Origin of the sequence: Desulfovibrio oxyclinae DSM 11498 (assembly GCF_000375485.1) — a bacterium.
Lineage (GTDB): Bacteria > Desulfobacterota > Desulfovibrionia > Desulfovibrionales > Desulfovibrionaceae > Pseudodesulfovibrio > Pseudodesulfovibrio oxyclinae.
Map to the genome: position 1 here is coordinate 109,820 of NZ_AQXE01000008.1, position 21,797 is coordinate 131,616.

At 59.0% G+C, this 21,797-nt stretch carries 18 protein-coding genes and 1 tRNA gene; 9 read left to right on the forward strand and 10 right to left on the reverse strand.

All coding sequences use genetic code 11. The features are described from left to right. Positions 1-34 precede the first annotated feature (34 nt). Both B149_RS0110145 and B149_RS0110150 read right to left on the reverse strand, forming a co-directional pair. Positions 35-1,459, reverse strand: coding sequence for a DegQ family serine endoprotease (locus B149_RS0110145; RefSeq protein ID WP_018125082.1), 1,425 nt, complete (start codon positions 1,457-1,459; stop codon positions 35-37). Positions 1,460-1,596: 137 nt separating this feature from the next. Continuing rightward, complete coding sequence (locus B149_RS0110150; RefSeq protein WP_018125083.1) at positions 1,597-2,751, reverse strand: Bcr/CflA family efflux MFS transporter; 1,155 nt, start codon at positions 2,749-2,751, stop codon at positions 1,597-1,599. Between the two features lie 239 nt (positions 2,752-2,990). On the opposite strand from B149_RS0110150, the gene B149_RS0110155 reads away from it, so the two are divergent. After that, positions 2,991-3,067, forward strand: a tRNA-Arg gene (locus B149_RS0110155). A gap of 85 nt (positions 3,068-3,152) precedes the next feature. Here B149_RS0110155 and B149_RS0110160 read toward each other — a convergent pair. The 3 genes from B149_RS0110160 to B149_RS18860 form a co-directional block, all read right to left on the reverse strand. Then, on the reverse strand, positions 3,153-3,605 hold the full coding sequence (locus B149_RS0110160) for a hypothetical protein (RefSeq protein WP_156816800.1): 453 nt from the start codon (positions 3,603-3,605) through the stop codon (positions 3,153-3,155). A gap of 56 nt (positions 3,606-3,661) precedes the next feature. Beyond that, positions 3,662-4,360, reverse strand: a complete 699-nt coding sequence (locus B149_RS17955; protein ID WP_018125085.1) for a polymorphic toxin type 44 domain-containing protein — start codon at positions 4,358-4,360, stop codon at positions 3,662-3,664. A gap of 678 nt (positions 4,361-5,038) precedes the next feature. Beyond that, complete coding sequence (locus B149_RS18860) at positions 5,039-7,021, reverse strand: methyl-accepting chemotaxis protein (protein ID WP_018125086.1); 1,983 nt, start codon at positions 7,019-7,021, stop codon at positions 5,039-5,041. Positions 7,022-7,273: 252 nt separating this feature from the next. Here B149_RS18860 and B149_RS16955 point away from each other — a divergent pair, with 252 nt between their 5' ends. After that, on the forward strand, positions 7,274-9,229 hold the full coding sequence (locus tag B149_RS16955) for a HAMP domain-containing methyl-accepting chemotaxis protein (protein ID WP_018125087.1): 1,956 nt from the start codon (positions 7,274-7,276) through the stop codon (positions 9,227-9,229). Positions 9,230-9,290: 61 nt separating this feature from the next. Here the strand turns inward: B149_RS16955 and B149_RS17965 are convergent, their stop codons facing one another. Both B149_RS17965 and B149_RS0110185 read right to left on the reverse strand, forming a co-directional pair. Further along, positions 9,291-9,635, reverse strand: coding sequence for a hypothetical protein (locus tag B149_RS17965; RefSeq protein WP_018125088.1), 345 nt, complete (start codon positions 9,633-9,635; stop codon positions 9,291-9,293). A gap of 54 nt (positions 9,636-9,689) precedes the next feature. Beyond that, entirely contained in the window at positions 9,690-10,478 is a 789-nt protein-coding gene (locus tag B149_RS0110185) for a substrate-binding periplasmic protein (protein ID WP_169332916.1), read from the reverse strand. A gap of 253 nt (positions 10,479-10,731) precedes the next feature. Between B149_RS0110185 and B149_RS0110190 the strand changes: the two genes are divergently transcribed. From B149_RS0110190 to B149_RS0110220, 7 genes are all read left to right on the forward strand, one after another. After that, a complete protein-coding gene (locus B149_RS0110190) occupies positions 10,732-12,240 on the forward strand; it encodes a sodium-dependent transporter (protein WP_018125090.1) in 1,509 nt (502 codons plus the stop codon). A 3-nt stretch (positions 12,241-12,243) separates the two neighbouring features. Continuing rightward, complete coding sequence (locus B149_RS18555) at positions 12,244-12,345, forward strand: MetS family NSS transporter small subunit (RefSeq protein ID WP_018125091.1); 102 nt, start codon at positions 12,244-12,246, stop codon at positions 12,343-12,345. A 157-nt stretch (positions 12,346-12,502) separates the two neighbouring features. Next, complete coding sequence (locus tag B149_RS0110200) at positions 12,503-13,447, forward strand: phosphate/phosphite/phosphonate ABC transporter substrate-binding protein (RefSeq protein ID WP_018125092.1); 945 nt, start codon at positions 12,503-12,505, stop codon at positions 13,445-13,447. Then, positions 13,444-15,456, forward strand: coding sequence for an ATP-binding protein (locus tag B149_RS0110205; RefSeq protein ID WP_018125093.1), 2,013 nt, complete (start codon positions 13,444-13,446; stop codon positions 15,454-15,456). Before B149_RS0110200 ends, B149_RS0110205 begins: the two co-directional genes overlap by 4 nt. Before the next feature lie 30 nt (positions 15,457-15,486). Beyond that, positions 15,487-15,852, forward strand: coding sequence for a response regulator (locus B149_RS0110210; protein ID WP_018125094.1), 366 nt, complete (start codon positions 15,487-15,489; stop codon positions 15,850-15,852). 31 nt (positions 15,853-15,883) lie between these two features. Continuing rightward, entirely contained in the window at positions 15,884-18,313 is a 2,430-nt protein-coding gene (locus B149_RS0110215) for a PEP/pyruvate-binding domain-containing protein (RefSeq protein WP_018125095.1), read from the forward strand. Positions 18,314-18,315: 2 nt separating this feature from the next. Then, positions 18,316-19,362 (forward strand): protein-tyrosine phosphatase family protein, encoded by a 1,047-nt coding sequence (locus tag B149_RS0110220; protein ID WP_018125096.1) that lies wholly within the window; start codon positions 18,316-18,318, stop codon positions 19,360-19,362. 23 nt (positions 19,363-19,385) lie between these two features. Here B149_RS0110220 and B149_RS0110225 read toward each other — a convergent pair whose 3' ends face one another. The 3 genes from B149_RS0110225 to B149_RS0110235 are packed head-to-tail and all read right to left on the reverse strand — an operon-like array spanning position 19,386 to position 21,773. Continuing rightward, on the reverse strand, positions 19,386-20,024 hold the full coding sequence (locus B149_RS0110225; RefSeq protein WP_018125097.1) for a hypothetical protein: 639 nt from the start codon (positions 20,022-20,024) through the stop codon (positions 19,386-19,388). Positions 20,025-20,084: 60 nt separating this feature from the next. Continuing rightward, positions 20,085-21,209, reverse strand: a complete 1,125-nt coding sequence (locus B149_RS0110230; protein ID WP_018125098.1) for a sulfite exporter TauE/SafE family protein — start codon at positions 21,207-21,209, stop codon at positions 20,085-20,087. A 24-nt stretch (positions 21,210-21,233) separates the two neighbouring features. Continuing rightward, positions 21,234-21,773 carry a 4Fe-4S dicluster domain-containing protein gene (locus B149_RS0110235; protein WP_018125099.1) on the reverse strand — a complete coding sequence of 180 codons (540 nt, stop codon included), beginning with the start codon at positions 21,771-21,773 and terminating at the stop codon, positions 21,234-21,236. Positions 21,774-21,797 lie beyond the last annotated feature (24 nt).

Below are 21,797 nucleotides of genomic sequence, written 5' to 3' on the forward strand. Positions count from 1 at the left end.
AAGGGAGGGACCCGGAGGCCCCTCCCTGTGTCGGTTATTCGTCGAAGGGGATGGAGACGAAGATGGTGCGGCCCTGACGCTTGACGAAGAGCATGATCGCGCCGCGGTCCTGTGCTTCCTCAAGGGCACCGCGCAGATCGCTCACGCTGTTCATGTCTTCCTGGTTGGCCTGAAGGATCACGTCGCCCTGACGCAGGCCGTTGCGCTGTGCCGGGGAGTTGGCGGTGACGCCTGTGATGACGAGTCCCATGGGGCTTTCCAGTCCGAGGGCGCGGGCTTCCTGCTCCGTGGTCACCGGGCGCAGGGTGATGCCCAGTTCGCCGGACTTTTCGTCCTTGGGCGGGCGGGTGCCTTCGGGACCGGCCTTCTTGGCCTGATCGGAACGATCGCCGAGCACCACGGTTCGCTTGATGGTCTCGCCGTTTCGCCACAGCTTGAGGTGAGCCTTCTCACCGGGCTTGAGGCCTGCGATCTTGCGCAGCAGGTCGTTGTTGTCCTCGACCGGCTGGCCGTTCACGCCGATGATGACGTCGCCCTGCTTAACTCCGGCCTTTCCAGCCGGATCTTCGGGGAAGACCTGCGCCACGAGTGCGCCCATGGGCTTTTCCAGTCCGAGCGCCTTGGCATCGGTCTCGGAAAGGCCGCGGATGCTCACGCCGAGCCAGCCGCGCTTGATGGACTTGCCGCTCTTGAGCTGGGCGATGATGTCGGAGGCCATGTTGGCCGGGATGGCGAAGCCGAGCCCCTCACCGGAGGGAATGATGGCGGTGTTGATGCCGATGACCCGTCCGTTGAGGTCCACGAGCGGTCCGCCTGAGTTGCCGGGGTTGATGCTGGCGTCGGTCTGCAGGAAGTCGTCGAACGGTCCTGCGCCGAGGATTCTGCCCTTGGCGCTGATGATTCCCTGCGTCACGGTATGGCCGAGGCCGAACGGGTTGCCGATGGCCAGCACCCAGTCGCCCACTTGGGCCGTGTCGGAGTCGCCGAAGGCCAGAACCGGCAGCTTGCGGTCCGCCTCGATCTTGAGCAGAGCGAGGTCGGTTTCGGGGTCTCCGCCTACGACGTCCGCTTCATATTCCTTTCTTTCTCCCTGTAGGCGCACGGTCACCTTGTCCGCGTTCTGGATGACGTGGTTGTTGGTGACGACGTATCCGTCAGGGGAGATGATGAATCCTGAGCCGAGAGAACTCTGTTTTCGGGGCTGATTGGGCATTTGGCCGCCGAAAAAGCGATCGAAGAACTCGCGGAAAGGATGTCCTTCAGGCAGTTGTTCCTGATTGAAGAACTGTTGCATCTGGCCGCCGCTGCTCGTGCTTTCCGTGCTGATGTTTACCACAGCACGTCCCGCCGAGGCGGCGAGGTCGGTAAAGACGGGCAGTGTCGCCTTGGCCAGCGCCAGAGCGGGCATGGCCATGATGATTACCGCGGCAAGCGCCAGCGGCTGGAGTTTGCGAATCATGAAGTCCTCCTGAACTACTTGAAAACGGTAGAAAGGGCATTGCTACCCTGATCAGACAGTATAAGCCGTCGCTCGCATTTGTAAATAGGTGCGGCGGTATTGATTGCGTCTGTCCGGCGCGGCGGACTGCATTACGGCTAGACAGCTCTGCCCCTGCGCATGATTCTGAAAAGGAACAGGAAGGGGATCAGTGCGCCCGCCACACCGGCGGCAGAGATGAACATCGGCTTGGAATCCCAAGGGATTGTAATGATTTCCATGGCGATGGCACCGACGATGAAAAAGAAGAAGGTGATGACCGAGGCCGCGGTGCCGGTGTCGGTGTTGACCTGCTCCAGAATCACGTGGTTGCTCAGGGGCCTGCTCAGGCCGAGGAAGAACGTATATCCGAACATGGGCATCGCGAAGCTTGCGGCCGTATCGCCCACGGAAAGATAGATGGCTGCGGCGGACAGGATCATGCCGGTGAAGGACATGATCAGCAACTGTTTGGAGTCGAAGGTTACGCAGAGCCTTGAGCAGAGGAAGGAGCCGAGCATCAGCGCCAGCGCGTTGAAGGCAAAGTAGAGGCCGTAGGTCTGCTCGCTCATGCCGAAACTGCCGATGTAAATCTCTGCGGAGCCGCCAATGAAGCAGAAGAAGGCGAATCCGGCCATGGAAAAGGCAATGGAGTAGCCCATGAACGCGCCGTTGCGCGCGAGCCTGCCGTATCGCCGCATGGCTTCTCCCACGCCGCCGGTGCCCATTTCCTCCAGCGGTTCCTTGAGCCGGAGCGAGCCGATGAGCGCGGGAAGGGCCAGTATGGACTGGGAAATGAATATACCGCGCCATGAAACGAATTCCAGCAACAGGGCGCCGAGTGTCGGGGCCACCATGGGGCACAGGGGCACGATGACGCCGATATAGGCCAGCAGCTTCTTGCGCTTATCGCCTTCGTACAGATCCTTGACCAGCGCCAGCGCCACCGAGGAGGCGGCGGCCGCGCCCATGGCCTGCACCGCGCGGGCGAGCACGAGTATCGTGATTCCGGGTGAGACTGCGCACAACAGGCTGCCCCCTATATAAAGGGATATGCCTCCGAGCAACACCGGGCGCCGGCCGTGGCGGTCGGAGAGCGGGCCGTGGATGAGCAGGAACAGGCTGAATGTCACGAAGAACGAGACCAGTGACAGGTTCGCCTGCGCAGGCGAAATGCCCCACGTGTCGCACAGTGTGGGCAATGCGGGCAGATACATGTCCGTGGAGAGCGCGGGAAAAGCCGCGAGAAGCATGATGAGAATAAAATGGTGCATAATCTGTTTTTCGCTGAACTGAGCTATCGACCCGATCCGGGCCTTGGGAAGCCGTTTGGCCTCAAGATGGTTGAGAGCGCAACTTGTATGCCTCTGCGTCGGCATCGTCAACCGGCAAGACGTGAATTGCGGGAATCTGTTGGGTGACGGGCTCTGGCAGGCAGCGACATTGTATCGCTTTCATTCGGGAAAAGGCTTGACCATGGAAACGAGCATGTATATCAAAACCCACACCACGTGCCCCCGTAGCTCAGTAGGATAGAGCACAGGATTCCTAATCCTGGTGCCGCGTGTTCGAATCGCGCCGGGGGCACCACAATGAAGACAACCCGCTTTCCCTTGGAGAGCGGGTTTTTCGCTTTGTGTGTCAGTTTAAACGTAAAAGCCGGTTTACCGGCTTTTTAGGTACTGGTGGTTTCGCCGTGTTTTTCTGTCGATGCAGCGAGAATAATGCTGCATAACATTATTTGGATAATACATAATTTCGGATGATCATATTGAAAGTCGAGGCCATGCTTGTGCCAGAAGAGAATGATGCCAATGAGTGAAGTCAGAATGTTGAAAGCGGCAATTCCTGCTATTCTTTTTGATACGTGCCTCCTTTTTCTGAGTATGAAGAGCCATGCATACAATGATAAAGCTATGAAGCTGAGTGGTTCGAAAATGTAATACATATCAAGCCAGAATGGGTGCTCATCCCCAAACGGCAAGCCTACAAGCCCATGCCAGAGAGATAATAGGAAATACACTAGGGATACAGATCCCTTGATGGCGAAGTAGGTAAGAATAAGCAGGCGGGCAACGAGTGATGATGTCGGCATGGGGTGTTGATTGTTGGTTGCTGGCTCCGTCATATTTTGCGTCATCGTTAGTTTGGTATTGAGCGCAGGGTGACCCGCGCTCAATTTTTTTATTTGAACGGAGATTGGTGGCCCTTGCGGATCATTTCATTGTCCCGGGGATCATCGAACCATGTTCGGTACCATTTTATTTTGTACGTACCTGCTGCCAATTGTGCCGCTCCTGCTGCCGCCTGAGCAATATTTATGCTTATACCCATTGCTTGGGTGTAGAGTCCGTAATGGTAGTTGCCAAAGTCTTCATATTCCTTACCGCGTTGCTTGAAATCGTACCTGGCACCATTCTTAAAGTTCCTGTATATCCAAAGACATTTGTTGAGGAAAGTCAATTCATCAATACAGGTCCTCCGAATGCTCGCGATGGCGTTAATCCCATTGATGTTTATTCTTGACAGAAAGTCGTCCACTTCCTTTGTGGCTTGTTGTTCACATTCCTTAGCTTTTTGCTTAGCTTCAGTAATATTGGTTGTGATATCAACCCCAGGCGGCACAAGTACTCCGTCAGCTCTGCCGGTTGCTTTGATAGCTTTGAACTCTTCGATTTCGCACTTGCAGTTCGGGTGCACAGGCCCAGGATTATCATCGAACCATAGCCCTTTCATTGCCTGGCATTTGTCGCACGCTTGCGGCTTCGGATGATAACGCCAGTATGTTGCCTCGTTTCCACTTCCGGCAACCGCACTCATGTGTTTTGGCATCCCGTATACAAGCTGATCATCACCAATGTGTTGATTCCAATGTCCACTCATTCCAATGCTCCTCTTATAAGTTTTGTTGCGGGCAACACCCCATGTGTCGCGTTATTACCAACGTATCACGGGGTCTTGAGGAAAATTGCGCTATGCGCGGAGCATGTCGGTAAAATACACCGCCGTGTCGGTTGAATACACGCTGATTTTGGTGAAATGCTATTTGGGGGGCGGTCGATTTTGCTTGACGGGTTTTGGAGAATGGTCCGACAAAACCGGGGCGTTAGGCTGCAATGGAATCGTACATTTGTGCCAACCCATGCCAACCAAGAACCCAGAAAGTGGTTGATTTAGTTCGTTTTTAATTTTAAAAATTCAATTATATCAATATATTATATGCAAGCACCCGGATTCCTAACCCTGGTGCCGCGTGTTCGAATCGCGCCGGGGGCACCATGAATCTTGAAGGGCTTGGCTGTTTAGGCCAGGCCCTTTTTCCGTGTCTTCGGGCTGCTGCCAACCGGTTTTTTCATGGAAGGGATATGGGAGAATGTCATGATAAAACATATGGCAATCTGCCACGAGGATATCCCGATACTCCCCCAGAAGGTGTTGGATCATAGACCAGAGGAGCGGTAGCTGCTCATCGCCACAGCCGCTTCGAGAGGGCACTACCGGTACGACAAAGGCCCCGCAACGTACGTTGCGGGGCCTTTTGTCGTTTGTGACTGGCTCGAATCAGAAGCGTTCGAACTCGTCGTCGGCCATGTTCAATTCAGCACCGCTGCCGGAGGACTTCGGCTTGGGAGAGTCTGAGGGCTTTTGTTTTTCCGGGCGGGACCGCTTCTGCGCGCCGGGGAGAGCTTTGGCGGGTTGCTCCCTACGCGCCGTGGCCTGCTTGCGTTCGCGTTTGTCCCTGCCGATACGGAAAAACGATATGACGTCTTCCAGCCGTTGCGCCTTGCCGAGCAGGGCATCGGATGTGGCGGAGATTTCCTCCGATGACGAAGCCGTCTGCTGAATCACCTTGTCCAACTCCTGAATGGCCTTGTTCACTTCTTCGGCCCCGGAACTCTGTTCGATGCTGGCAGTGGATATCTCCTGCACGAGTTCCGCAGTGCGGCGGATTTCGGGGACCGTTCGTTCCAGCATTTCCCCCGCCTTGCGCGCGGTCTCCGTGCTGGTTCTTGAAAGCTCTACGATCTCGCCCGCCGCGTTGCCGGAGCGTTCCGCCAGCTTACGGACTTCGGCCGCGACCACCGCGAAACCCTTGCCGTGCTCCCCGGCCCGGGCCGCCTCGATGGCCGCGTTGAGAGCGAGGAGGTTCGTCTGCCGGGCGATCTCTTCGATGATGGTGATGCGCTCGGCAATGCTCTCCATGGAGTCCACCGCATCGGACACGGCCTTGGCTCCGTCCTCGATATCTCTGGCGGCGTTGGTGGCCACCTCTTCTGTTTGCTTGGCGTTTTCGGCGTTGCTGTGGATGTTGGAGGTCATCTCTTCCATGGAAGAGGAAACTTCCTCGACAGATGCGGCCTGTTCCGTGGCGCCCTGAGAGAGTGCGGTGGAGGAGTCGGAAAGCTCTCTCCCGCCGTCTTCCACGTCCGAGGCCGAGTCCTGAACCGCCGCAACAACTTCCCGCAGCCTGCCGACCATGCCCGACATGGCAGTTTGAAGCCTGCCGAGTTCGTCTTTGCGGCCTGTGTCCGGCGATACGTTCAGATCGCCCGAAGCAATGCTTTCCGCATAGCCAACGCAACGGGAGAGTGCGCCAGTGATGGTTCTCACGAAGAAATAGGTCACCACAACGCCGGTTCCCAGCAGAAGCAGAGCGATGCCTACGGTCACGTACAGAGCGTCGTTGACGCTCGACAGCAGTTCCGCCCGGTTGGCTTCGGTGACGAGATACCAGCCAAGGTCGGGCAGAAAGCGGGACATGACGTACCAGCTTTCCCCGTCGCCATCGGTATAATGGAATTGGTACTGCTCGCGCGAGAGCATTCTGGACGCGTTTTCTCCGATTCCCTCAAAATTGCTGACTCGTTTTTGATTGATGAAGTCACGGTTTCGGTGCAGGCGGACCATGCCGCTTTTGTCCACCATGTACGTTTCGCCCTTTTTCCCGATGGTCAGGGAAGTGACTTCCCTGACGAAGCTGTCGAGGCCGATGGCGGTGGAAATGATGCCGAGGTATTCGCCATTTTTGTCGATGCGGCGGTTGATGAACGCTGTGGAACCGAAATCCGGGTCATCCACATAGACGTTGATCAGCACGTCCTGTCCCAGCTCGTCGAAGTCCTTGAACCAACTGTCCTGCGGGCCGAGATCCCTGATTGTGCGTTCGCCGCCGCTCACGCCGTAATAGAGCTTGGAACGGTTGGAAACGAAGTTGCATCCGTTGGTGTCGAACTGACTGGTGATGTTGCGGAGCTGGCCGAAAAGATTGTCCAGTCCGGATTCGGGTTCGCCCAGTTCAATCCATTCGCGGAAGAACGGATCATCTACAGCCACGCCAAGCCCTGCGGCTGGTTTGACGAGTTCTTTTTCGACGATGCCAATGATATTATCCAACTTGGATGGGAGCATGTCCTCGGAAAGCTGAGTTTCGAGACTGTCTCTCGCAACATAGTAGTTCAGCCCCGTGATGACGGAACTCGTCACGAGCAGGAGCAGTATGATGATAAGGTTGAGGCGTGTGCCTATGCTGGAAAGTATTCGCATTGTTCCCTCCGGGTAAAATTCTCTATTTCAAGAATAGCGCGAACCATGGTCGCTGGGAATTAGAATTTGAAAAATTTACAGTATAGGTAGTGGGTTATGTGTGGTGTGAAGTGTGTGGAGCAGATTTATGAATGAATATTTTAGCATTGTTATAAATACCACCTAACCCATCATATACAATTGACCGTCCCTAACTGCTTGATACTGTTACATCGGAAAAGCTGCCTTAATTTTCACGCATGGGGGTTCCTGATGAAGCTTTCCGCTAAGTTGATCATCGGTTTCGGTATGGTTTTGGTGCTTCTTATGGTGGTCTCAGGGGTATCGTATTTCGCTTTGGAAAATTCCACCAACGGATTCGAGGTGTACAGAGGGCTTGCCAGAGACACCAACATGGCTGGAAGGCTTCAGGCCAATATGCTTTCGGCCCGGATGGCAGTGAAGGACTTTGTCATCAGCGCGGAGGAGGAAGACCTTCAGAAATTCGAAGCCGAGTTCGCGGAAGTGAAGAAGTTTATGGAAAAGGCGCAAGCCGAGATCACGCAGCCGGACAGGGCCGCGATGGTTTCGTCGGCAGCCGACCGTCTGGGAGCTTACAATTCCGCTTTCGACAGAGTGGTTGAGTTGCAGCGCAGGCGCCGTGAGATAGTGAACGAAGTTTTGAACAAGAACGGGCCCTTGATTGAAGAGCGCATGACGCAGATTCTGCGCAGCGCCGAGCAGGCCGGCGACACAAACGCAGCCACGACCACCGCAAACGCGCTCCGATCCCTGCTTCTTGCACGGCTCTATGTGGTCAAGTTTCTTGAAAACAATGTTGCGACGTTCTCCCAGAGAGTGGAGCAGGAAATGGTCGATTTGGACCAGCAGTTCGAGCGGATGCGCGGCACCCTCACGAGCCGGGACCGGCTTGGCCTGCTTGATCAGATTATCCCGTTGCAGGATAGCTATCAGGATGCTTTCGAGGAACTTGTGCAGGTCATCGGAGAGCGCAACCGTTTGATAAACGACAGGCTCGACGTTCTGGGACCCGAGATCGCCTCGGATATGGAAGATGTGAAGCTTTCCGTCATGCAGGAGCAGAACGAACTTGGCCCAAGGCTTCAGGCGGCGAACAACCGTGCCGTGTACATGGTCATCGGCCTGAGCGCCGGTGCGTTGCTCTTCGGCATCCTTACGGCCATGTTCATCGTGCGCAGCGTTCTCGGCCAGCTTGGCAAGGATCCGTCCGAAATTGCCAAGATCACCAAGGAAATAGCGGCGGGTAACCTCGGCGTCCAGTTCGATGACGGTCACCTTGAAGGCGTGTACGGCGATATGAAGAACATGGTGGACAAGATCGGCGGCGTGGTTGCCGAGGTCCGCGGCAGCTCGGAAAATGTCGCCAGCGGCAGCCAGCAGCTCTCCGGTTCGTCGCAGGGCGTGTCTCAGGGGGCGACCGAGCAGGCCGCGTCCGTGGAAGAGGTCTCTTCCAGTGTCGAACAGATGGCTTCCAACATCGCCCAGACCACGGACAACGCGCAGGGTACCGAACAGTTGGCGTACAAGGCCGCACAGGACGCCGAAGAGAGCGGCAAGGCCGTGCGCGAATCGGTGGTGGCCATGAAGGAGATCGCCGAGAAGATTTCCATCATCGAGGAGATCGCGCGGCAGACGAACCTTCTTGCTCTCAACGCGGCCATCGAGGCGGCCCGGGCCGGGGAGCACGGCAAGGGGTTCGCAGTGGTCGCGGCCGAAGTCCGCAAGCTGGCGGAACGAAGCGGCGAGGCTGCCGGAGAAATCAGCGAGCTGTCCGTTTCCAGCGTGGACGTGGCAGACAGGGCCGGCAACATGCTCGAAGAGCTGGTCCCGAATATCCGCAAGACCGCGGAGCTGGTGCAGGAAATCACTGCCGCAAGCCGCGAGCAGAGTGCGGGAGCGGAGCAGATCAATACGGCCATCAGCCAGTTGGATGCCGTCATTCAGCAGAACGCATCCGCCTCGGAGGAAATGGCCTCAACCAGTGAGGAACTGGCGGGACAGAGCAAGGCGTTGCTGGATGTGGTGGGCTTCTTCCGATTTGATGGTCAGGGCGGTGGCAGGCCGACGGTCCGGGCGTACTCCGCTCCTACACCCAAGGCAAAGCCGCTGCCTGAAGCCAATCAGGATTACGAGCCGTATCAAGCTTCGGGCGATAGCGACTCGGAGGACGAATTCGAGCGCTTCTAAGGTAGCTTCCCTCATGCAAGACAATGGCCCGCGTCACATGACGCGGGCCATTTCTTTCCTGTCAGACCCTTACGCTGAGCCCTGCCCGGGCAAAGGAATACTGGCCTGCCTGAAGCAGCGAGAGTTCGTTCCTCGCTGCCTCAAGCAGCCTTGCCTTTACCTCGGGTGAGTAAGGCGAGGACCGTACTTGTGCGATCTCCTGCCTGACGGCATTGATTCTTTGCTGCATGCTCTCCAGACTATATCCGCGGCCGGGATAATCCCGGTCCGGGGCATTGTCCTTGAAGAGCGGCTCCCTGTTGCTCGCCTCGCGGTCCCGGAACAGGTCAAGAACCGGGTCGGATGCCGGGCGCGTGAAAGCGAACCCGGGCGTTCCGGAAAGAGGCCAATCCGTGGCTGTTAACATGGCAACGCTCCTTGTCGCCGTTTGCAGCCTTATCGGACGGATTCGGGGGAAGATTTAGGGGGCGGGGATGGAGGAGCGTGCGGGCAGGCTCCATTCTTCGCGCAGGTGGTCGATCCAACCACTGTCGAACATCTTGAACATCTGCTCGTTGAGCACGCTGAGGAAGTGTTCTGAATTGGGAGCGTTTTTGAGGGCAATGGCATATTCCGAGGTATTCTCGAAAACCGGCAGCTTGCGTACCTGTCTGCGGATTCCCAGCTGCTGTACGGCGAAGTCCCAATTGGCTTCGTAGCCAGCAAAGGCGTCTACGCGCCCGGCGAGAAGCATGTCGAAACCCTGCCGGATGCTGTCCACGGGCTTTTTGCGAACATGCCCCGGGGGCAGGTTTTCCCAGCGGTCACCATAGTTGAAGCCGCGTTGGACGGCTACGGTGATGGGGGGGAGGCCCTGAAGACCATTCCAGTCAATGAGACTTTCGGTGCGTACGTAAAGCCTGCATCGGACATCGTTTATGGGAATGCGTCCAAAGGCGAAGCGTTTCTTGCGTTCGCTGCTTGGTGAGGCGGGGAAAAGCAGATCAAATTCGCCGTTGCTTATGGCGACCAGCGAGCGTTTCCACGGCATGACGGTCAGCTCAATCTCGTAACCGGCGTTATGAAACGCGGTGCGGACAATATCCCAGCTGTATCCGCGCAGGGTGGCAGAGTGCGAACCCGCAGGAATGTGCTCCGAAATGACATTGGTCTCCGGGGGAACCGTAAAACAATAAGGGGCATAGCCGTAGAGCGTGACGATTCTCACGGTCCTGCGAATCGGTGATTCGGCAAAGATCGTGGTTGCCAATACAAGGACCAGTGTCGTGGCCAAAAGGGCAGGAAGACTCTTTCGGAGCATGTCGCTTAATAGCCTATTGTGCGCGTCAAGTCCATAGGAGGCCATAATCACTTGCAAAAACCTGTCGATAGACAATTGCGCGAATGTGTTCTAATTGTTTGCCGCCGCCCGCAATACGCAGTTTGGCGGCAATTTTTTGTGCAAAACGTGGTTCGACTTGCGAGAGCAAGCCGCTTATCGGCAAGAATCAAGGAGAGAGGAAATGCAGAAAAGGGAGACGTGGGGCTCTCGCGGCGGCTTTATCATGGCCGCGGTCGGCTCCGCCATCGGATTGGGGAATATCTGGCGATTCCCCTACATGGCTTATGAAAACGGCGGCGGAGCGTTCCTGCTGCCCTACTTTGTGGCAATGCTTTTCGCGGGCATTCCGTTCATCATTCTGGAATACGGGCTGGGCCACCGCTTCAAGGGCTCCGCACCGAGAATTTTCGCATCCATTTCCCGTCGCTGGGAATGGCTTGGCTGGTGGCAGGTCCTCGTGGCCTTCGTCATCGCCACATATTACGTGGTGGTCATAGCATGGGCCATGGACTATTTCCTCATGTCCTTCGACCTCGGATGGGGGAGTGATCCGAAGGGCTTCTTCTTTGGCGAATATTTGGGCCTCACCGACTCGCCCATGAACCTCGGCGATATCCAGTGGACCATCTTCACCGCCACCTGCGTGGCCTGGGCCGTGGCCTTCATTGCCGTGTTCACGGGCATCCGCGGCGGCGTGGAGCGGCTCAACAAGATATTCATGCCCGTGCTGTTCCTGCTGGTGCTGGTCTTCATCGGCCGCGGCATCATGCTGCCGGGCGCCGTGGACGGCCTCAACTGGCTGTTCAGGCCCGACTTCTCCGCGCTGCTTGACGCCAAGGTCTGGTCCGACGCCTTCGGACAGATCTTCTACAGCATCTCCGTCGGCTTCGCGATCATGCTGGCCTACTCCAGCTATCTCCCCGATGACTCGGACATCAACAACAACGGCTGCATGACCGTGTTCATCAACTGCGGATTCAGCATGCTCTCCGGCGTGATGATCTTCAGTGTGCTCGGGTACATGGCCGGTCAGCAGGGCGTGCCCATCAGCGAAGTCGCCGGCGCGGGTGTCGGTCTGGCCTTCGTGACCCTGCCCACCGCTGTGAACCTGATGCCCATGCCCATGTTCTTCGGCGCGCTGTTCTTCCTTGCGCTGGTGGTGGCCGGGCTTTCCTCGCTCATCTCCATCACCGAGGCCGTGGTCTCCTCGCTCATCGACAAGCTGGGCATGTCCCGCAAAAAGGCCGCGACGCTGGTTTGCGCCGTCGGCTTCATGATCAGCTGCCTGTACACCACGGGCGGCGGCCTCTACCTGCTGGACATCGTTGACCACTTCATCAACAACTTCGGCGTGCTGCTCGGCGGCCTGCTGGAGATCGTGTTCATCGCATGGTTCTGCGACCTCGAAGGCATGCACCGTTACATCAACAAGATGTCCGACTTTGCGGTCGGCGGCATCTGGGTGGTCTGCCTGCGCATCATCGCCCCGCTTATGCTGGGCTCCATGGTGCTGATGAACATGTACACCGACCTGAGCGCCAACTACGGAGACTATTCCACCACCGCCGTGGTCATGTTCGGCTGGCTGGTGCTGCTGGGCATTCTTGCGCTTTCCTGGGTGTTCCCCTGCCGCGAGTGCGCCTTCAGCAATCACGTGGCCATCAACAACAACTTCCGCAAGAGGAGCTAGCCCATGGAAACCGGTGCACTCATCATGATGATCTTCGGACTGGGCCTGACCTGGGGCGGCGCGTTCCTGTGCCTGCGCCTGGCCGTCAAGGGCCGCAAGAAGTAGCCGACGGCACGACTCGTCAAAACGGGGCCGGACTTTGCGCAAAGTCCGGCCCTTTTTCTTTGCATGCGCTCGAAGCATTCCCCAGCGGCACGGTGGGACTTGGAAAAAACGGCATACCCGCTTTTCTCCGGACGGGGGGTGTGCTAACGGAGAATGAATGAAGAACGTTTTCAGGATGCTGCTGGCCCTGTTGCTTCCGATCCTGCTGGTCGGCTGCTCGGGCGAAGAAGACACAATCTACGTGGACTTCTCCAAGCGCAAGGAAGTGCTGCTGCCGGTGCAGAAAGATGCCATCACCTACGCCTACCTGCCGCAGTATTCCCACGCCGTCTCCTACGGGCGTCATCATCTGCTCATCGAATATCTAGGCCGTGCCACCGGCATGACCTTCCGACAGGTGTTTCCGGACACCTTCGACGAGCACGTCAAGATGGTGCAGCGCGGCGAAATCGACATCTCGTTCTCCAACCCCATGATCTACGTGCGCCTCGCCCGCAGCGGTGCCCGGGCCTTTGCACGCGTCATCGAGCCGTCCGGCAGACCGAGCTTCAGAGGGCAGGTCATCTGCCGCGACGACAACCGTTTCATCCGGACTCTTGATGACTGCCGCGGCGCCCGCTGGATCGCCGTGGACCATTCTTCGGCGGGCGGTTATCTCTTCCCGCTGGGCATGTTCGTCGAAAACGGCATCACGCAGGACGACTTCCGGCGCATCGACTTCGCTCCCGGTCCCGGCGGCAAGCAGGAGAAAGTCGTGCTGGCCGTGTACGCCGGAGCCTATGACATCGGCTCCATCCGTGAAGGCACCCTCGACATCCTCAAGGACAAGATCGACATTTCACAGATCCGCGTGGTGAAGAGTACCCGATCCTATCCCGGCTGGGTCTATGCCGCGCGTCGAAACATGCCCAAGGAGCAGGTCGCGAGGATCGCCGAGGCCATGTTCGCGCTTGATCTCAACAGCCCCGACGGGGCGGTCATTCTCAACGCGGCAGGCATACGGGGCATCATCCCGGCTTCCGACGGAGACTATGCACCCATGCGCAAGCTCATGTCCGACCTGGGGCTCGACGCGCCCGGGGCTGGAGGACTGCCGCAGTGAAGGCTTTCGACCGTCTTCGTTTCAGCACCAAGATCGGCATGGGCACGAGCATGATCGTGCTGCTGGCCGCGGTGCTGCTGGCGCTGACCTTCAGCACGCTGGCCACGCGCGTTCTGGTGGAAGAGAACAAGAAGCACGGGCTTGTGCTGGCGGAGAACCTTTCCCTGCGTGCCCTCGACCCGATTTTTTCCGCGGATTTTCTTCAGTTGAAAGACCTCGTGGACGGCGTGCGCGAGGTGGGTGAGAACGTGGTCTACGCCTTCATACTCGATCATCGCGGCAACGTGCTGGCACACACCTTCACCGGCGGAATGCCCGTGGGACTGCCGGAAGCCAACGAGCTGCCTCTGTCGCAGGACAGCTCCATCGCGCTCATTGATACGGGCAGAAATTTTGTCTTCGACTTCGCCGTGCCGGTGGACATCGACCGAAACCGTTTCGGCACCGTGCGCATCGGCATGTCGCGCTCCAAGATTCAGGGGGTCATCAACGACCTGCTGCATCCGGTCATGGCCGTCTCCTTCGGGACGCTCCTTGTGGCGGTCTTTCTCGGTTCGCTCTTCGCAAACAAGGTTACCAGCCGCATCAACCAACTTCGGCGCCATGCCGAGGCTCTGGTGACGGGCGACCTCGGAGCCCAGTCCGGCCCCCGGCTCACCCGCAACTGCTGGGAGCTGCGCAATTGCAAGGTCACGCAGTGTCCGGCCTATGGTGATTCCGAGCGACGCTGCTGGTATCTGGCCGGAACACTGGCCGACGATCGGCCCGGTGCGCCCGAGTCCTGCCGGGAGTGCATCGTCTACCGCGAAAACGCGGGCGACGAGATTCAGGATCTTGCCGAAACCTTTGATTATCTGGCGCATACCCTCAAGATGCACCTCGATGAACTGCATGAGGCAGAGCGGACCATGGCACGGCAGCAGCAGCTTTTGCGCACCGTGCTGGACTCCACGCCCGACTGGGTCACGCTTCAGGACCGCGAGGGGGCGTATCTCGCCGTGAACCGTGCCTATGCCGATTCGCTGGGCATGAACCCGGAAAAGGTGGTGGGACGCAAGGAGTCCGACTTTCTGACAGGCGGCGAGGCCCGCATCGCCGCCGCCAAGCTGTCGCGCGTATTTGCCACGGGCGAGGGCGACGAAGAGGAAGTCCGGCAGCTCGATACCGAAGGCGTCAGCTGGATTCACGTCATCCGTGTTCCGGTTTACGGCCACGACGGCCGTGTTACGGCGGTGCTGCGCACGGCCCGCGACGTCACCGAGATCAAAAGCTATCAGGAGCAGCTCATTCAGGCCCAGAAGATGGAATCGTTGGGCAAGCTCGCAGGCGGTGTGGCCCACGAGATCAATACGCCGCTGGGCATCATTCTGGGCTATGCGCAGCTGCTCAAGGAAGACGCCGAAGACGCGAGCGTGCGCGAGGAACTGGGCATCGTGGAGGAACAGGCCAAGGTCTGCCGAAAGATCGTGGCGGACCTGTTGGGTTTCTCGCGACGGTCTGTCAGTGAGAAGCAGGAGATGTGCTTCAACAACTCGGTCATGGAGGCGGTGACGCTGGTGCGTCATACCTTCAAGATGGAGCGCGTCAAAATCGTCACGGCACTCGACGAACGCATGCCCATCATTTACGGTGACCCGGAGAAGCTCAAGCAGGTTTGGATCAACCTGCTCAACAACGCACGCGACGCCATGTCCGACGGCGGCATCATCAAGGTGTCCACCGAACTGGATACTTCGCGACGCACCATCCGCGCCCGGTTCGCGGACAGCGGTCCCGGCATTGATCAGGACCATCTCAAGAAGGTTTTCGACCCGTTTTTCAGCACCAAGGGAGTGGGCAAGGGCACCGGACTCGGTCTGTCCGTCTCCTTCGGCATCATCGAGGATCACGAGGGCAGCATCCATGTGGAAAGCCCCGTGCCCCCGGAATGGCGACCCGACGAGGACGGGGATTACCCCTCGGGGCCCGGAGCCCTGTTCATAGTGGAACTGCCGCTGGACAATTCCTGACGCGGACGAGAAATGGAGTGACACACAGCCATGGCTAACATCATCGTACTGGACGACGTTTACGACTCCGGCCTGCTCATCAAGCGCATCCTGACCCGCAAGGGCCATGTGGTGACGCCCTTCACCGAAGAGGAAGAGGCGCTCACCTATGCGGAAAAGCACAAACCCGATCTGGCGATTCTCGACATCAAACTCAAGAAGATGACCGGAGTGGAAGTGCTGGAGGAAATCCGCAAGGTCAGCCCCGATACACGCATCATCATGCTCACCGGATATCCCACGCTGGAGACCGCAAGGGAGTCCGTACGACTTGGCGCGTCGGAATACTGCGTCAAGCCCATCGACAAGGACGAACTCGAAAGCAAGGTTCAGGGCGTTCTGGAGGGCCAGGACTGAGAACGACGCCACGAAACCGACGGGAGAGGCCATGCTCATTACCGAACTGCTGCGCCGCTGGACCTACAGCGTATTCGCCCCCGGAGCACTGCTGAGGAAACGATACGGAGCCTTCCGGACGTTGCTCGAACATGATGTCCGGGCATTGGAGCGACTTGCGGACCTTGAGGAAGTTCAGGCCGGGGTCGAGGTGGTGGATTACAGCCGGGTCATGCAACTCGAACAGGAGCTTGAGGACGAGGTGGGGGCCATGGTGGAGAGCCTCAAGGAGCTCTCGCCCACCGCCGCCATGGGGCTGGAGGAATATTTCCGCAAGGCCGCGTTCTACGTTCGCATGGGGCTCGACGTCGGTCAGCCCGCCCTTGAGCCGCCCTATGTGCTCCCGCTTGCAGAAGTGAGAAGCCCGGAAACCGGAGGAGGCAAGGCCGCCGCTCTGGCCCGCGTCATGCGCGAGACCGATCTGTCCGTCCCGGACGGCTTCGTGGTCACCGCGAGTGCGTTTCATTATTTTCTTGAAGTCAACAACCTGCGCGAAACGCTGGACGAAATGCTCAGCACCCTGCGTCTGGACGATCATGCGGGCATTGAAGAAACCTGCCGCGCCATGCGTCACATGGTGCTGGAGGCACCGGTGCCCGACGAGGTGGCAAATCCGCTCATGGAGGCCGCTGCCGAGTTGGGGGACGTGTCCTTTGCGGTCCGCTCCAGCGCGGTGGCGGAGGATGGTCGCTTCTCCTTTGCCGGGCAGTACGATTCCGTGCTTGGCGTATCCCGTGATGAACTGGTGGATGCCTATCGCAAGGTCCTTGCGGGAAAGTACTCCGCCAAGGCCGTGACCTACCGCATTCTCAAAGGCCTTGCCGACGACGAGACCCACATGGCCGTGCTTTTTCAGCCCATGGTCCCGGCTGCCGTTTCGGGCATCATGTACACCGCCGACGCCGATGCGACACAGTGCGTGGACGGGGTCACGGCAGTGTACGCCGTGGAAGGGCTGGGAGAGGGACTCGTCAGCGGCAGGCGCGAGCCGCAGGTTTATTGCCTGACCCGCGAGGACGAGCCGGTTATCCTGCAAAAGCCCGCGCATCACGAAAAGCCCGGTGCGGGAATGCTGCTTGAACTGGCCCGCAGCGGGCACCGTCTGGAAGAAGTGCTCGGCGGCGCTCAGGACGTGGAGTGGGTTGCCGACACGAAAGGCGGACTCCATATTTTACAGTCGAGGCCCATGCAGCGCGAAACCATGACCGGGATGCACCGTGAAGAGCCTGAGGGGGCCGAGGTGTTGCTTTCCGGCGGCACGCGCATTTCGTCGGGCATCGGCTACGGGCGCGTGGTGCATGCGGTGGGCGTTCCGGATAACGTTCCCGAAGGGGCGGTTCTTGTGGCCCGCTCGCTCACACCCGACCTCGTGGGCGTTATGGATCGCCTTACGGCCGTGGTCGCGGTGGCCGGAAGCAGGGCCGGGCATTTCGCTTCCGTCGCCCGCGAGTTCGGCCTGCCGGTGATGGCCTCTCCCTATGCTTCGGAACTGGCCGAGGGACGGATGATCACCGTGGATGCCGATACGGGCACGGTCTATGCGGGCAAGCTTCCCGGCTTCTCGGAAAAACGCACGCCGGAAAAGAGCGTGCTTGCCAAACGGCTCGAAGACATCATGCCGAATCTTTCGGTGCTGTATCTCACAGACCCCGAGGACGATCGCTTCGCGCCCGAGGGGTGCCGCTCCGTGCATGACGTGATCCGGTTTGCGCATGAGACCGCCGTGCGCGAGATGTTTTCGCTGGTGGGGCGCGGCGGCAAGGGACTTGGTCGGGTCAAGCGTCTCAAGACGCGCCTGCCCATCGCCATGTATCTGCTCGACCTGGGGGGCGGACTGTTTGCCCATGCGCGCGAACGCAACATCGTTGCTCCCGAGGACGTGACCAGTTCTCCCATGTGGGCCCTCTGGTGGGGGCTCTCCCGCAGCGGCGTGGAGTGGAACGAGAACATGCCGGTCATCGACTGGGAGGAATTCGACCGCCTGAGCGCCGGGATCATGACCAAGGACTCCCGGGCGCTGGCGAGCTACGCGGTGGTGGCCTCGGACTATGCGCATTTCATGTTCCGGTTTGGATACCATTTTGCCGTGGTGGACGCGGTCTGCGGCTCGGAAGCCACCGGGAACCATATCAATCTTCGCTTCAAGGGTGGCGGCGGACACTGGGAGCAGCGTCTGCGTCGGCTGGAGTACATCCGTGCGGTGCTCGAAGCCCGCGATTTCGAGGTGAGCATCCGGGGCGACATGTTGGATGCACGCTGTGCAAGGATGGGCGAGAACGACACGAGACGCCGACTGGTGCTTGTGGGACGACTGCTTGCCCAGAGTCGGCTTCTGGACATTCGGCTGGACGGCGATGTGGACACCGACGAAATGGCCCGGAAGTTTCTTGAAGAGGCGGAAGCGCCCGCTTCGGAGTACTGATCATGTTTGGCCGCAAGGAACCCGTCGCATGGGTCACGGACTATCTGGCCGCCGGACCTGCGCCGGCATCCGCCACCGCCCTGAAGTGGCTGCGTGATCAGGGCATCTCGGCGATACTGAATCTTTGCGGCGAGTTTCCCGATCTCAAGGGCATCGAGGAAAAGTACGGCTTTGAAGTCTACTACCTGCCGGTTCCCGACGAAGAGGCTCCTGCCCTCAAGGAACTGGAAAAGGCGCTGGCATGGCTCGACGAGGCGCTCTATCTCGGCAAGAAGGTCTACATCCACTGTCGTCACGGCGTGGGGCGCACCGGGACCGTGCTCAACTCCTACCTCTTGCGGCGCGGACTCGGCCACAAGCTGGCGGGACGACGGCTCAAGGGCGTTCACGGCGGTCCGGCCAACTTCACTCAGTGGCGCGCCGTGCGAAATTACGGCAAGGAAACTGGGCAACTCACCTGCCGCGAACCCTCGCTGGAGTTCAGCCGGACCGTGGACCTTGGCCCGTTTATCAAGGATTATCTGGAACTGGTCGCGCAGATCGAGCAGACCGTGGAGGAAGCCGGAATCAGCCGTTGCGGCAAGGATCACGACGGCTGTTCCAGCATTCCCATTCATCTTTGTTTCGTGGAGGCGGTGGCCCTTGCCAGAGCTCGGAACACCGTGCTCTCAAGCGCCACACGGCTTGAGCTGATCGACCGAGCGGTGGAGGTCTCGCGCAAGGAGCGTTCGGCCCTCAGGCGGCAGCGCGGGGCAAAGGTCTGCATGGCGGATGTGGGGGCCAAGTGTCCGTTGTGGGGCGAGCAGGGCTGTCGCCTGTATGAACACAGACCCGTGCTGTGTCGCGTCTACGGACTGGAAGGCGAAGCCAGCGAACGGCTCTGGGAAAAGATTCAGCCGAGGCTCAACGAGCTCTCGGCCGACATCTGGTTCGCCCTTACCGGCGAATTTTTGGAGACGCAGCCCGAATTTCCTCTCTCCGAGGTCATCTCGGGCAAATACATCGAGCGGTTCTTCACGCTCATGATGGGCTCCACCGGCTGCGTCTAGCAGTCAGGCAGAGCCCTCAAGCACTATCCCGTCACTTCGGCTTCTTCGTTTTTCTTTGAGTCGGTTACCCGTGCGTTCATGGCCTGGGCTTCCTGTTCCATTTCCTTGAAGCCCATGAGTTCTTCATCGGTTTCCTCGTTTTCAGCAACCTTGCGGGCGATGCTGCGGAACAGGGGGATGCGCTTCTTGTTCTTTTCGAACAGGATGCGGGTCACGATGTAGGCGGGCACGAAGAAGAAACCCGGTCCCACAAGACCGACCCACGGGACGGTGAAGTCCACTTCGGCGAAGCGGAAGTCGAGCCAGCCCATGATGAAGAAGGCGGGCCAGAGCGATGCGCCGAACAGTGCGATGCGGGAAAAGAAGTTTTTGCCGAACTCGTCGTTGGCGCGCTTGTTGAGCGCTTTGAAGCCTTCCTTGTTCTTCACGAGCAGGGAGCGCAGCGACATGTTGTTGTGCCGCACCATTTCGCGGTTGTGCTCTGCGAAATGCTCCTTGTTGAAGAAGTAGATTCCGGCCATGGACAGCTCGCCGATGACCGTGGTCAGCAGGCAGAGGAAGGCCACGCCCAGGGCGAACCCGATCCACGGAGTCTCCGGCAGGCGGAAGATCCAGATGAAATACGGGTCCAGAAAAATATTGAGGGATTCGAAGATTCCCATTGTCGCTCCGTTCTTGGTCGGGGGCCGCCGAGGCGGCCCCCGTTTTTGTTCAGTTCAGGCTTACGGCCACAGGGCGATGTCGAAGAAGCCCTTGAGGGTGTAGCGCATGCCGACGTAGACGGCCAGCACCACGAACAGGCGCTTCAGCCACACGTCCGGGATGTACTTGGAGGTACGGGGGCCGATGAGGGAGCCGATCACGATACCCACGAGCTCGGCGCCGATCAGGGACCATTCCACCGGAGTGCCGCGCAGCAGCATGTAGGAGGCGATGGAGTTGATCATGCCGATGAACACGGCCGCGGCGGAGGTGCCTGCGACGAGGTACATGGGCAGGCCTGCCACGGAGGTCAGGAACGGCACCAGCAGGAAGCCGCCGCCGACACCGAGGAAGGAGGCCAGGGCCGCGATGACGAAGCCACCGACAACCGGGATGAGCGGGTTGAAGGAGAATTCGACGCCGAAGAAGGTGAAGATGCACTTGGTCGGGGTGAAGGTCTGAACCTTGACGCCCATGTCCGCGGTGGCTTCACCGGAGGCGACGGAATCCTGAAACTTCTTGGCAGCTTCTTTGGCGGCCTTCTTGCTGGCCTGTCCCGCCGGAGTGGTTTCGTAGAACAGGTAGCAGCCCAGGAAGAGCACGAACAGGCCGAAGTAGCCGATGTAGGCCTTCAGGCTGATCTTGCCGGCGGTCAGCGCCGGGACGAGCCAGGAACCGGCCACGGAGCCGATGGCGAGCGCGATGCCCAGCGGCAGCACGAGGCGGCCCATCTTCCAGTAGTTGAAGGAGGACAGACCGGCGGAGCAGCCGACGAGCCACTGGTTGGATACGCGGATGGAGTCGGTGACCACCTTGTTGATCTTCATGGTCTTGCCGAAGCTCTTGGCGTAGTCGCCCAGACCGTAGATGGTGATGTGACCGACACCGGCCATGATGCCGCCGAACGCGCCGACGGTGGAGAAAATCCAGCCTACCCAGATTGCCCAGATGAGGCCCCACCACCAGGTGAGTTCCGGAGCGCCGGGGATGCCGAGGTAGCCTTTGTCGGCGCCTGCGTCCATGGACCCGGAGGCCACGGCTTCGTTGATCGCCTCACCAAGACGTGCGGCAAGGGCCGACTCCTGGATCAGCAGTACCGCTGCGAAAGCAGCGAGCACAATGAGTACATTGCGGTGTTTGGACATGAGTTCCCTCCTCTCAAAAGGTTGTTAGGCTTTTCTTGCAGCGGCAAATACCGCGTGCGGGTCATTCGTTTTCAAAAGCGCCTTTTCCGCATAGGACCGCCTGGCGTCGGCCGATGCGTCGTTGGCTTCCTTGAACTCCAGCGCGTGGCCGCAACAGGCATCCACGCAAGCGGGCTTCTGGCCGCGATCTATGCGGTCGCGGCAGTAGTCGCACTTGACCACCTTTCCCTGCAGCGAATCCCACTGGGGAATGCGCCACGGACAGGCCTGGATGCATGCCTTGCATCCCACGCAAAGATCCTGATCCACGTATACGATGCCGTCTTCGCGACGCATCATGGCACCCGTGGGGCACGCGCCCACGCACCACGGCTGCGCACAGTGGAAACAGGTCATGTACATGTTGAGAATGCGGGGCTTGCCGCCCCGGTTCACAGGACCCACGGAAATAAGCTGGCCCAGACGCGCGCCCTCGGGCACGTGATTCTTGGCCTTGCAGTGGGTCTCGCAGGCGTAGCAGTTTATGCAACGGTCCTGATTGAAGGTTATTACGAAGTCAGCCATTGGTTATCCTCCTGAATACCGGCC